The organism is Cyclobacterium sediminis, from assembly GCF_054781075.1.
Genome location: NZ_BAAGVC010000003.1, coordinates 96,873 through 109,456, shown reverse-complemented (window position 1 = coordinate 109,456; position 12,584 = coordinate 96,873). Strand labels below are relative to the sequence as shown.

The window sequence follows — 12,584 nt, the reverse complement described above, 5'->3', positions numbered from 1 at the left end:
AAAGCAATGATGAAATCACTAATTAAAACTAGCGCCATGATGTTGGCCGCAGTCCTTGTAATGTCATGCGCATCTGATGGCACAGACTTGTTTAATGGTAAAGACCTCAGTGGCTGGACCGTTTATGGTACCGAAAAATGGTATGTAGAAGATGGGATTTTGGTCTCTGAAAGTGGTCCTGATGGTGAGTATGGTTATTTAGGTACTGAAAAAAACTATAAAAACTTTGAATTGACCGCTAAATTCAAGCAAGACGAAGATGGCAACAGTGGTATTTTCTTTCGTTCAACTTTCGAAGGAACAAAAGTTTCAGGTTGGCAGGTAGAAGTTGCCCCTCCAGGAAATGATACCGGTGGAGTTTACGAATCTTATGGCCGTGGATGGTTGATCAAACCTGATCCGGAAAAAGATAAAAACTTGAAATTCGGTGAGTGGAATGACATCAAAATACGTGTAGTTGATGATCACGTAACCACTTGGTTAAATGGGGTTGAAATGATTGATTATACAGATGAGAAAATTGGAGAAGGCGAAGGTCAGCTAGCCCTTCAAATCCATAGCGGTGGAGGCCTCAAAATTTCATGGAAAGACATTAAAGTAAAAGAATTGTAAGATAAGGCTTTTTAAAATACGCCGTTTTACAATTTTTGTTTGAATAAATTCACTATAAAAAAGCCCCATACAAGGGGCTTTTTTATGTTCCATTACTATTGTTTGATAAAAGGAACTATCCTTTGAGGCATTTTTAGTAATTTGCGCCCTAGAAAATAATATTATATGTCCAAATTTGATCCGATAAGACCTTTTTATGATAATGAAGTCAATCAGGCATTGAAAGAATATGGCCAGCATCCCATGATGAAGGCCATACTAAATTTCACTTTTCCTGACAGATCAGAGGCAGAATGGGCCGAAATGTTATCCGATATCCACTCTATCAGAGACTTTCAAACTAAGATTATATACGATGCTGTACTCAAAGTTTTAAAAATAAGTTCTGATGGGCTGTCTACTTCGGGCTTTGAAAACCTAGAACCTAATACTGCCTATTTATTTATATCTAACCATAGAGACATTATCCTTGATACCTCTTTGCTGAATGCCACCTTATTTGAACATGGATTGGTCATGACAACCTCGGCAATAGGGGATAACCTTGTTAAGAAACCTTTCTTAAAAGCCTTGTCAAGGATTACCCGTAATTTTGTTGTTTTCAGAGGACTTAGCCCTAAGGCCATGTTTGAAAATTCTAAATTGAATTCTGAATACATTAGAGAAGCACTGTTCCATGAGAATCGTTCTGTATGGATTGCTCAAAGAGAGGGGCGTACCAAGGATGGCATGGATTTGACTCATAAAGGAATGTTGAAGATGCTCACCATGGCAAGTGGAACCACACCACTAAAAGACTATTTTCAAAAATTGAAAATTGTTCCCGTCTCCATTTCCTACGAAAATGACCCTACCGATGTGCTTAAAATGCCTGAATTAATGGCCAAAGCAAGAGAAGAGATATATGTAAAGCAAAAGAACGAAGATTTCAGAACCCTGGTAAGTGGGATAATGGGTCAAAAGAAACGCATTCATATTTCTGTAGGCAAAGTCTTGGATGAGGAGATTACCGGGGTTTTTGGAACTGATGGTCCTTTAAACAAACAACTGCAGATGCTTGCTGAGGAACTAGACAGGATAATTGTTCACAATTATCAGCTTTGGCCTTCCAATTACATTGCCCTAGATTTGATGCACAATACCAATAAATACAAGGCTCATTATTCCCAAGAGGAAAAAGTAGCCTTTGAGGAGAGAATGGCTAATGGAATTGACATGAATGATAAGGTGGCGGTACATAATTTTTTAGCCATGTATGCCAATCCCGTTACTCATAAACAAAATATAGCCGAGCCAACCACTTGATTGGGCTTCACAAAAATAAAAACCACCTATGATAGACTTTCATAGGTGGTTTTTGCTTTTTTCAACTGCTGCGGAGCTTAGAGATCCTAGAAGCATTCAATTTCGCTAATGACTTTGAAAAAAAAGGAAGTTAGACTTTTTACATCTTTAGAAAGTTTCAAAGTGATTGATGATCATGTTTTGAAGGATGCCTTCTTCGAAATTCAGTTTGACAACATCCATTTTATCATCAGCTAAAGTATATCCAAAATACCATTGGGGAGATTTGGACATTTGAGAGTCATAGGGTTTTGACAAATCTTTGGTTAATAAATTGATCGCCTCAAATTTCTTTTTGTATTTTTCATTTTGGCTTATCGTTTCCAGTTTGTCAAATAAGGAAGCCACCTCATCGCCTTTCCGAATAGCAGATTGTGATAAATCTGTTGGCCATTTCTCTAATTCTTCCCCGTTTCCTAAGAAAATGGTGGCAATACGGTCCTCGGAAATTCCCAATTGGACACCTGTTGAGGTACCTTTTTCTTCATCCATAAAGATATAATGGTAAAGTGGAAGCTTGTCCTCCAACTCAGCCATACCTGAATAAATATTTGCCACTACATTTATATAATCCAAGCCTATATCTTCTTTTAGTAGGTTGACTGCAGCATAGGCGTTTTCAGCATTTGTTCCTATACTGAAATGTTTATAATCTCCTGAAGTGATGGTATCTGTACCAATTAAAGAACTATAAGGAGGCTCAATGATAATTTCCGGCTCAGGTTCGCTGGCACTCAAACAGCCAAACAAAAGAAAGGGGCTTAGCAACAAGGCCCAAAGGCCGGAAGAATTCCCGACCCCTTTAGCGGGCCAAATTTCACTGTAATGATTCGTTCTGGTAAATTTTTTCATGGTTCAGCGTTTTTAGTTTGTGCCAGAAATGCTTTCGTATCTTTTTTACATTTCTGGGTTTAGTACAATCACAATAATTGTTGCATAAACAGTACGAAATAAATAAGGAATCTGTCTCGTTAAAATTATTTATTTCTAACCAGGCATGAAACCATGTCCAAATTAACCTTTCAAGACCTCAGGAAGAGTTGCCAGACTAGATAAAATATAATCCGGTGCAGCCGTTTTTAGTTGGTCTTCATTTTGCGCCCCTGTCAATACACCAACCGTCAAGCCACATTTAGCATTTTTTCCTTCTTCTATATCAATGGTGGAATCACCGGCCTTAAGCACTTCCTGAGACTCCGTTATGTTACATAAATCCATGGCTTTGTAAATCATATCCGGTTGAGGACGGCCATTTGAGACATCGTCAGCAGTTACCAATCCATCGATGTCCTTACTTGTTTCCCAGCCTAGCTTCAGTAATAAAGAGGAGGCTGTTTTCCTGTCATAACCGGTATTTAATACCACAAATACGCCCTTACTCCTCAGGTTTTCCATCATTTCTTTTACTCCCGGAAAAGTTTTAACATTGAGCTGCTCGTAAGCGAGTTTCAGCGTTGGCTTAAAGTTAGCAAAGGCCTCACCTGCAATGGTAGCGATGTCTGTGGCATCAGTGCAGGCTTTCAGGACATCTGTAATTGCCTGGTGCTTTTCTTTTCCTGCGCCATGGGCTAAAACCTCTTCAAGACTAACGTTAAAGCCTTTGTCATTGATTACCTTTTGGACGGTTTTGTAAACTACATTGTCCTCATCCACAGTAGTTCCTGCCATGTCCAGTACTACTAGTTTAATGTTTTTCATTGTTATAGATTAAATAGTTTAAAAATATTTTCTTTGGCGAATGCAGGACTCCCTGTCATTCCCTTACCACCTATGCCGGTGACAATATGAATATGATTATCAATGGTTTCTTCAAACAATTCTCCATTTTTGCACTGAGAATACATTCCATACCAGCGGTAGGCTATTTCGTAGCTTGGGAGCTGGAAAATTTGTCTGGCCATTTTCAACATTAATTCATCAATTTCCATCTTTAAGTCAAAGCCCAGGCTGTCTCTATTTTCTACAGAAGCATATTCATGAGAATCACCAAGAATTACAGAACCGTCCATGGCTTGCTTGAATAAAATATGAATGCCCCATTTTTTTTCAGGCCTGTCTTTTCTTTCTTTATCCTTAATGGTCTTGTATGAGGGGCATTCCTGAAAGGCCTCATACCTGCGAATAGAAGTCCCGGTTAGTATAGATCCGGGAAGTTGATAAGATTTAGGCTGGACTATGGTTTGCATCATCTGCAATTTAGAAATTTCCATATTGCTTCCGGCAAAAATTGTCGGATACAAGGTTTTAAATTCACTACCATTGCAAATAATGACCTTTGAAGACGCAAGCTTTTGACCACAGGCTGTTGTTGTTTTCACTACCGAACCGGTATTTTCACAGGAAAGAACCGAAGTAAAAGGTTGATAAGTTAAGCCCATTTCCTGAACCATTGCCTGCAACAGACGATTGATCATTAGCCTTGGCTCCACAGTAAGTTCTTGCGGAAAATACAAACCGCCTTTGATATAGTCAGGCCTTAATCCGGGGTATTTTTTAAGGCAATTTTCCTTTGAAATCAAGGTAGAAGTATAGTCTTTGGTAGAATTAATCCCCCTCAATTCTTCTAACAGTTGCAATTCTTCGGGATCCGAAGCCAGGTAAACAGTGCCTTGATTCCTGAGGCTTAGGTCTACCCGTGCATGTATTTCTTTGTAAATCTCCAGACTTTCTCTTCCATAGGCCTGCCACTTTTCATTCATTCCGGAAGGAACTACCTGCCCAAAATTACGAACCGTGGCACCTTGAGGAGCCTTGTCTTTTTCAATCAAGGCTACCTTTAATCCGTTTTTTAGGGCATGGTAGGCATGGAAGCCTCCCAATACCCCTCCTCCTACTACAATTAAATCAAACATGAGTGTTTTCTGAATATGATGTCAATAATATTAAGTTTAAACTTTGGTGGTGCAATTTTTTCAAACTAAGCCTAGGGAAGGATGCCTATTCTGTAATATCCCCCATTTTGGGCGGTAGCAAATGCTTCATCCAAATCCTGAAGATTAAATGTTTTACCCACAAGGTTTTCAAAAGGATACTTAAGATGAGCTTTTTTTATGAAATTTATGGCAGTGGCCAGGTCTTCAGGAATGTAATTGTGAAGTCCTTTGATGGAAAGGAGATTTCTCACCAAATACTCTCCATTGATGGAAAGGTCTCGCTGGGGAAAGACTGAACCTACCAAAACAAGTGTTCCACCAATCGCCAAAAGTTTTAAACAATGCTCAATGGCTTCCGGATTACCGGATGTTTCAATAATTATGTCTATTCCTCCATCAGGATCAGAGGAAGAACGAATCTCATCTTCACCATAGATAAAGGCTTTTTTTGCTCCAAATTTCAAGGAATAGAAAGCCTTTTTAGGGTCGATATCCTGGCTCCAAACATTTTTTGCACCTCCTTCTTTGGCCATAGCACAGGCCGAAAGCCCGAGCATACCCACTCCATTTACCAAAATATTTTTGTTTTTCAATTCCCCTGCCAATCTTAAAGCACCAGCAATGGTGGCATGGGTGCAATTCAATGGAGCGGCTTCTAAATTGCTCAGGTTTACAGGGAGCTTAAAAAGGGTTGTGTTTTTTCTCAGATGGCAATGGCTTGCAAAACCACCATTGAGCTGGTATGCATCATTCATTTGCTCATGGCCATATTTATATAGCGCTTTGGATTTTTGAGGGTATCCCTTTTTGGCATTTATTGAGTTGGGGTCATGGGCGTAGATGGTCCAAGTAATTCTGTCTCCAATATTGAGCTGATTTCCATAATAGTCACACATGTCCTCGGTTGACATTTTTTCAATAACGCCAATAATTTCATGCCCCAAAACACTGTGGCTGCAAGATTGCCTTCTTCCGTAAAAGGTATGCAAATCACTGGTGCAGATCGTTGAAAAATTGATTTTAACCAATAATTCTCCTTCTGCCAAAGAAGGGAATCCAATTGATCGCGTAGTAAAAGGGGACTCGGGTTCCATAAAAACCTTTGCAATAGCTTCTTTTTCCATCCTGTAGGTTGATTATCTGATTTCTATAAAGTAAATGACCAAAAGTTGGGCATCTGTACGGTTATGGTTTTTCGGTAGATGTGGAATGTTTCCATTGAATAATAAAGAATCCCCTTCTTCCAAATCAAAAACTTTGTCTCCCAATTCATAGTTAAGGCTTCCGCTGATTACATACAGGTATTGAATACCATCTGTGGTTACCGGTTCTCTTTTGGAGTTCTTAGAGATGGTTAGCAAGGAGATCTCCATCGAAGAACGTTCAATTTTATGATTGAGAATCAATTGGTAGTCAAATCCTATGGCTTCCTCCTCTTTTTTTACTGAGCGGTACTCCCTTTTTCTTTTCAATAGGTAACCCGGAAACTCTTTTTCAGTCTGTAGGTCTGCAAAAAACACATTCAAATCTACATTGAGAGTACTGAGTACCTGAATCAAGGAAGGCAAGGTAGGGAATACCCTACCGTTTTCGATTTTTGAAAGCATGGCAATGCTAATTCCCGATTTATCTGCAAGGTCACCTAACTTCAGGTGTTGTGATTTTCGGATGTCTTTTATTTTGGAGCCAATCCAAGTGGTGAGGTAAGCTGAATTATCCATTCAATTTTATTTGTCACTTTATTAATTCGCTTTTCTAGTCCATTTCAAAAATTAAAGTTCCGGAAATTTTCCTAATAAGAAAAATTAATTTCACTTAATGAAAAATTATTGTTTTGATAACATTTGAATTTGGTCTCAAATTCAGGTTTGGCGTTACTTTTACCAGCGATAAAATATATATAAAGCATTTCAACAATAGATAAGATCTTCAAATTTTATGGGCAAACTCAATAAGGTTTCAATTTCCAAGACTGATGTTTTACTGGTTTGCACAGCTTTTATGGCATATACAGGAATGTATGCAGTAAGGAAATCATTTTTAGCGGGACAGTTTGAGGGGGTAGAAGCCGTATCCGGATTTCATTTTAAAACCTTATTGATCATAGGTCAGGTACTGGGGTATATGCTTTCAAAGTTTATTGGGATTCGACTGGTTCCTGAAATCCCACCTTATAAACGTTTTGGCGCCATTGTAGGGCTTGTAGGGTTTGGCCTGTTAATGCTTTTGGCTTTTGCCTATGTTCCGATTCCCCTCAAGCCGGTAACCATGTTCTTAAATGGATTGCCGTTAGGGATGATTTTTGGGCTGGTATTGGTGTATTTAGAGGGTAGAAAAAATTCAGAGCTATTGGCTGCAGGCTTAAGTGCAACATTTATTTTTTCCACAGGGCTGGTTAAATCGACCGGTATTTGGTTAATGCAGGATTTTCAAATTAATGAATGGATGATGCCATTTGTTACCGGGGCAGTTTTTTTTCCGATGCTTCTTATTGCTGCCTATGGCTTAAATAAAAGCAAACCACCCACAGCTACAGATAAAGAGCTTCGAACGGAGCGGGTGCCAATGGATAAGAAAGCGCGTTTGGATTTTATAAAAAAGCATGGAGGCGTGTTTTTTGTTCTTGTATTGGTGTATGTGTTGTTGACAGTAGTAAGAGATTTTAGAGATAATTTCATCGTGGAATTTTGGGCTGCTTTTAATATGTCCCAACAGCCTGAATTGATAACTTTGACCGAGCTACCTATAGCAATATTGGTTTTGATCATAAGCGCTTTAGGTATATTGGTGATTGATAACAAAAAGGCTTTTCTATTAGGTATTTTGGCTACAATCATCAGTGCGATTCTAATGATTATCGTAACTTTCCTTTTTAAACAAGGTGAAATTGGCCCTGTAATCTGGATGATAGGTTCGGGTTTTAGTGTATACCTGCCTTACATCCTTTTCCATTGCCTATTGTTCGAAAGATTGCTGGCCTTTTTGAAATACAAGGGTACGGTAGGCTTCTTATTTTATGTAGCAGATGCGCTTGGGTATTTGGGCAGTGTGGGGATATTGATTTATAAAGAGTTTTTTCACACCCAATCTTCTTGGGTTGAGTTTTTCACTTGGTTAAATTTTGGCAGTGGTGCTTTAATTGTGGTCTTGGTATTTGTATTGTTATGGAATATCAAAGAAGTTTCGCCCAAAATTCAACTTAAATAGTAGGAGATTACTTGTTCTCAATTTATCAATTGCATCATCCACTAGAAAGTTTAGAGGTTATTTTCAGGGGCTTTTGATTTTGAAAAAAGGAATGAATTATTGTTCACTCCTTTTAACCTGAAATAGGCAAAAGGGCCTATTACCTGTCCTATTGCCTAACTTTGATTTCTTTCCGGAGCCATGTAAACCAAAATCTAGCTTATAGGGTATCAAATTTCATCAATCATTGCCACTAAATATTCCTGAGGGAACTTTCGCAATCCAGGATTCAGGTGTGTCCTCGATCCCAAATAATTTGGCCACTACAGCAGTGGTGTTGGCATTTGAATTGGGAGATTTCAATTCAACAGCTTTATTAATTTCGGGGCCTTTGATCATCCAAGGAACGATCATTTCCTGAACTGAGGTACCTCCATGGCTTTTACCAATACCCCCGTGGTCTGTGAAGAGTAAAAAGTTGCTGTCTTCATATAAGCCTTCGTTTTTTAGCTGATTTACAAATTCCCCGATTTTCACATCGATTTCTTCAATGGCTGTTATAAATTCAGGAGACATCCACTCGTGTCCATGCCCGGCATGGTCTACATGCACAGAATAAAGAAAAATCAATGTCGGCACATCTTGGTGGCTGACAAGAAAATCCATGGCTGCCTGATAATTTTGATCGTAACGATCGTCTTCTTCATACCTATATTCATCGAGGTAATGCTTATTGAAAGGCTTAATAAGGCTTTTCCAATTAAAATAGAAAGCGGTCCTTATGTTGGGGACATGGTCTTTTACAATCTTAAATATTGAAGGGTAGTACCCCTCTTTATCCATTTCTTGGGGAGCAATGGAATGGTCTTCCTTTTCCCAGCCATTACCAAATACACCATGTTGCTCCGGTCCACCTCCGGTTAAGTGACTGGTCCAGTTGGGCATGGTAACAGATGGCATTACTGTTCTGGTCTCGATAGAAATCACTCCATCAGCAAATAAAGCATCAATATTTGGCGTCTTTGCTTGTTGGTAACCTTCTAGAGAAAAGCCGTCAATACCCAACATAATTACTCGTTTTGCCACAGGGGCTTTTTCATTACATCCTATGGTAAACAGGAATGAAAATAGTAGAAGGGAAAGGGCTGATTTTACTTTTACCATGATTGGAGAATATTTTTTTTAAGATTTCTTTTATAAAAGAGGGGATTCAACGGATAAATATATAAAAATAAAATGAGCCGAAGCCCATTTGTTCTTTCATAAAATGTTGTCTTTTTGTTAAATGGTTAGCTATTATTATTCAAGCAAAGGTGAAGACATTTAAAGAGGTAGTTATTAGGGTTAACGCTCGAAAGCCCTTTTGCCTTCGAAAAGTACAGGCATGGACCTTTGAAGGCTTCAGGCAAGGGCCATAGATTCTTGAAGAAAAAACAATTAACAATTAACAATTAACAATTAACAATTAACAATTAATCATTACCAAACACCTCATTAATCTCAACAATTGAAATCCCCAATACTTGGCGGGTAATTTCATCTAAAGCATTTTCGCTTCCGGTAAAGTGGTATACATTATGGAAATGCTCCATGCTTTGGCCGGGGGAAAGAAACGCTCCGGGAGAAACACTCTCTAATTCGTAAAAAGGCCCCATCTGGCTACCATCCTCCAAAGGGCCATCATTATAAGCGTTTACCGCATCCCCTTTAAAAGGATCAGCATCGGTATTCCATTCTTGATTTAGGTAAGGTATTTCAGGTGATATATTGAAAGTAGTGATGGTCAATACTTTGTTGATAGGGTCATAGCTGGCAGCCATAGGCACTCCTCTTTCGGGAGATACACCCACTTTTCCTCTGCTTTGGCCATCGGCTTTTAAGAAGAGGTAATTATTGGTGGTGGCTATCCTTTCCTCCGGAATTTCCCCAAAATAATTGGTGGTAAGTCCTTCTTTGGTTTTATTTGGCTTTAGAGGCAATATAATGGTGGTTTCTGCACTGGGCTTGAACATATCCAAAACCCAAAGGCAAGGGGCTCCTGTTTCTTGAGTCCATGGGAAATCGCCGGTGTTTTGAATGGAATTGATGGTGGTATAGCCTACCATTTTGATGGTAGAGACATCGGCTGTCAAAGCAGTGTTTTTTAAGATTTCCTCCTTCTCCAGAAGCGCAACAGTTCGTTGAAGCTGTAACTTAAACTCGGTTCCCTGATAATTGGTAATGGAAGTTGATTTGGCCATGGCTATTTCCCTCGGGCCAGCCTTGACTTTTTCCCAAGGTTCATGGTCAATCGCTGCAGGAGTGTGCCAGTTCTCGAACTCCATATTTTTGCCCGGTTCAAAGTACAGGGAAAACTTGTTTCCTTCCGGTCCAAGCCATAGGCGACTTTCACCTCCATAGGCATTCATGTGCTTGTCTAATGGGCCTTCAAATGCTTCATAGTTTATCCATCCAAAGCTTTCTCCATTTTCTCCTGCTGCAGTAGAGGTGAAAACTTTGCCCTGATACTTAGGAGATACCAGGATATTGGCCTGCTTGTCTTCCGTACTTAGCTCTACAAGATTTGGATCAAATTTTTCTAAAAACTTTTTGTCCTGCAAAAAATTATTTGGACTCTCTTCCGTAGCCTGATTATCTTTTTGGCGCTCTGAGCAGGAAAAAGTAAAGGTTAAATTGCTGAGAAGGGTTAAAACAAGGATGTATTTGTTCATTTTGGGTTAATTCTTGTATGTTTTAACCACAATTATAGCATTAAACGGGGATTATCCAATAGAATACCGAATAGCCTGTGTAAACTTTTTTGGAAGAGGTGTAGAAACAACAAAATCAATCCAGTCTTAACTGAATGAGCCAGTATGTTTTAAAATATTAATTAATAGAGTCTTTTAAAGGATTTCTCTCCCCAGTAGAAATACCCACTTGGTCCAGTGTTTTTCAATCTATCCATATCCCAAGGCATCAAAGGAAGATTTATAATAAGATCTTCAGGTGTTTTTAATTGTTCTACATCCATCCATGACGTACTAATTCAGTTCTAAGAGATTCCTCTTCTGAATTCCTAAGCGAGTCCTCACAATTAAAAAAAGCAGTTAGTTTTTTTCTTTTACACCACACTTGTTAGAAATCTCTAAAAGAGAAGTTCCCAATACTCTTACTTGTAAATGTAACCTATATTCACAACTCCCCAAACACCTCATTTAAATCTAAGACAAAACCAGCAAGTGCCAGTGATTTTACCCGATCTCCCAAAGTTAATAATCGAGAGGGTTGGTATGTTCCTCTTTCCAAGGTATAGATCAACAAGGTACGCTCGTCAGGATGGATTACCCAGTATTCCTTTACGCCTGAGGCTTCGTATACCTCGTATTTCAATTGCAATTCTTTTTTATTGTTTCCGGGAGAGAGGATTTCGATGATCAGGTCCGGGGCACCTACACAGCCCAATTCATCCAGTTTTTCCGGATCGCAAACCACACAGAGGTCCGGCTGCACTACGGTATCGATTTTGTCAAGGTCTTTGGAAGAAACGGGTAAGCGAACATCAAAAGGAGCAGTAAATACTTCGCAATTTTTTCCTTGAAGAAAAGTATAGATTTGATGAAAAATTTTCCCGGAGATCCGTTGGTGAATTAATCGGGGAGCGGCTGCCTGTTTAAACACACTTCCGCGAATCAGCTCCACCATTTCATCGAGCTGCCAGGAGAGGTAATCTGCATAGGAATAGCTTCCATAGGCAGAAAAGGGCTCTTTGACTTTATCTTTTGTTTTTTCCATCTTTCGCGCAATCCGAAGTGAATAATAAAGATAACAATATACGAGCGAATCTGCCGGTAGTTAATTTGGGAATTGTATGTTATCCTCAATTAACAATTTTACATTAACCAATTAATAATTATATAGTTCTAATTCATTTTTCTCAGATATAAAGAGCGCTTATTGTTATCGTTTGAACTTACAATTCCTCAAACACCTCATCCAAATCCAACTCAAAACCAGCAAGTGCCTGAGAATTTATACAGTCTCCCATGGTGTACAACCTAGAAGGACGGTATTTTCCTGCTTCCAAGGTATAGATCAACAAGGTGCGCTCATCTGGATGAATGATCCAGTATTCTTTTACGCCTGAGGCTTCGTATACCTCGTATTTCAATTGCAATTCTTTTTTATTGTTTCCGGGAGAGAGGATTTCGATGATCAGGTCCGGGGCACCTACACAGCCCAATTCATCCAGTTTTTCCGGATCGCAAACCACACAGAGGTCCGGCTGCACTACGGTGTCGATTTTGTCAAGGTCTTTGGAAGAAATGGGTAAGCGAACATCAAAGGGGGCGGTATACACCTTACAGCTTCCTCCTTTTAAAAATCCATGAATTCGCGTAACCAAGGCTACCGTAAGCTCTTGATGAATTCGACGAGGGGCTGCTGCAGCTTGCCTGAATACTTTTCCCCGAATCAATTCCACCATCTCATCCAGCTGCCAGGAGAGGTAGTCTGCATAGGAATAGCTTCCATAGGCAGAAAAGGGTTCTTTGACTTTATCTTTTGACTTTTCCATCTTTTGCGTAAACC

The 12,584-nt window shown here is 39.3% G+C and carries 13 protein-coding genes; 3 read left to right on the top strand and 10 right to left on the bottom strand.

Going from position 1 to position 12,584, the window contains the following annotated elements:
- The first annotated feature begins 9 nt into the window (after positions 1-9).
- Positions 10-612, top strand: coding sequence for a 3-keto-disaccharide hydrolase (locus ACYVHJ_RS02805; protein ID WP_460513688.1), 603 nt, complete (start codon positions 10-12; stop codon positions 610-612).
- Positions 613-777: 165 nt separating this feature from the next.
- Entirely contained in the window at positions 778-1,917 is a 1,140-nt protein-coding gene (locus ACYVHJ_RS02800) for a 1-acyl-sn-glycerol-3-phosphate acyltransferase (protein ID WP_339902181.1), read from the top strand.
- Positions 1,918-2,064: 147 nt separating this feature from the next.
- Here the strand turns inward: ACYVHJ_RS02800 and ACYVHJ_RS02795 are convergent, their stop codons facing one another.
- The 5 genes from ACYVHJ_RS02795 to ACYVHJ_RS02775 all read right to left on the bottom strand — a co-directional run bounded on the left by ACYVHJ_RS02795 (position 2,065) and on the right by ACYVHJ_RS02775 (position 6,550).
- A complete protein-coding gene (locus ACYVHJ_RS02795) occupies positions 2,065-2,808 on the bottom strand; it encodes a hypothetical protein (RefSeq protein ID WP_460512377.1) in 744 nt (247 codons plus the stop codon).
- Between the two features lie 162 nt (positions 2,809-2,970).
- The gene (locus tag ACYVHJ_RS02790) at positions 2,971-3,654 is read right to left on the bottom strand and encodes a phosphonatase-like hydrolase (protein WP_339902179.1); all 684 of its coding nucleotides are present in this window, start codon (positions 3,652-3,654) and stop codon (positions 2,971-2,973) included.
- A gap of 2 nt (positions 3,655-3,656) precedes the next feature.
- Positions 3,657-4,808, bottom strand: a complete 1,152-nt coding sequence (locus tag ACYVHJ_RS02785; protein ID WP_460512374.1) for a TIGR03364 family FAD-dependent oxidoreductase — start codon at positions 4,806-4,808, stop codon at positions 3,657-3,659.
- A 71-nt stretch (positions 4,809-4,879) separates the two neighbouring features.
- A complete protein-coding gene (locus ACYVHJ_RS02780) occupies positions 4,880-5,953 on the bottom strand; it encodes an MDR/zinc-dependent alcohol dehydrogenase-like family protein (RefSeq protein WP_460512372.1) in 1,074 nt (357 codons plus the stop codon).
- 12 nt (positions 5,954-5,965) lie between these two features.
- Complete coding sequence (locus ACYVHJ_RS02775; RefSeq protein ID WP_460512370.1) at positions 5,966-6,550, bottom strand: helix-turn-helix domain-containing protein; 585 nt, start codon at positions 6,548-6,550, stop codon at positions 5,966-5,968.
- 217 nt (positions 6,551-6,767) lie between these two features.
- On the opposite strand from ACYVHJ_RS02775, the gene ACYVHJ_RS02770 reads away from it, so the two are divergent.
- Positions 6,768-8,036, top strand: coding sequence for a DUF5690 family protein (locus tag ACYVHJ_RS02770; protein ID WP_460512368.1), 1,269 nt, complete (start codon positions 6,768-6,770; stop codon positions 8,034-8,036).
- A 219-nt stretch (positions 8,037-8,255) separates the two neighbouring features.
- Here the strand turns inward: ACYVHJ_RS02770 and ACYVHJ_RS02765 are convergent, their stop codons facing one another.
- From ACYVHJ_RS02765 to ACYVHJ_RS02745, 5 genes are all read right to left on the bottom strand, one after another.
- The gene (locus ACYVHJ_RS02765; protein WP_460512366.1) at positions 8,256-9,179 is read right to left on the bottom strand and encodes an alkaline phosphatase family protein; all 924 of its coding nucleotides are present in this window, start codon (positions 9,177-9,179) and stop codon (positions 8,256-8,258) included.
- A gap of 308 nt (positions 9,180-9,487) precedes the next feature.
- Positions 9,488-10,726, bottom strand: coding sequence for a DUF6786 family protein (locus ACYVHJ_RS02760; protein ID WP_460512364.1), 1,239 nt, complete (start codon positions 10,724-10,726; stop codon positions 9,488-9,490).
- 161 nt (positions 10,727-10,887) lie between these two features.
- Positions 10,888-11,028, bottom strand: coding sequence for a hypothetical protein (locus ACYVHJ_RS02755; RefSeq protein WP_460512362.1), 141 nt, complete (start codon positions 11,026-11,028; stop codon positions 10,888-10,890).
- Positions 11,029-11,189: 161 nt separating this feature from the next.
- On the bottom strand, positions 11,190-11,789 hold the full coding sequence (locus ACYVHJ_RS02750) for a Uma2 family endonuclease (RefSeq protein ID WP_460512360.1): 600 nt from the start codon (positions 11,787-11,789) through the stop codon (positions 11,190-11,192).
- Between the two features lie 178 nt (positions 11,790-11,967).
- Entirely contained in the window at positions 11,968-12,570 is a 603-nt protein-coding gene (locus ACYVHJ_RS02745; protein ID WP_460512358.1) for a Uma2 family endonuclease, read from the bottom strand.
- Positions 12,571-12,584: the final 14 nt, after the last annotated feature.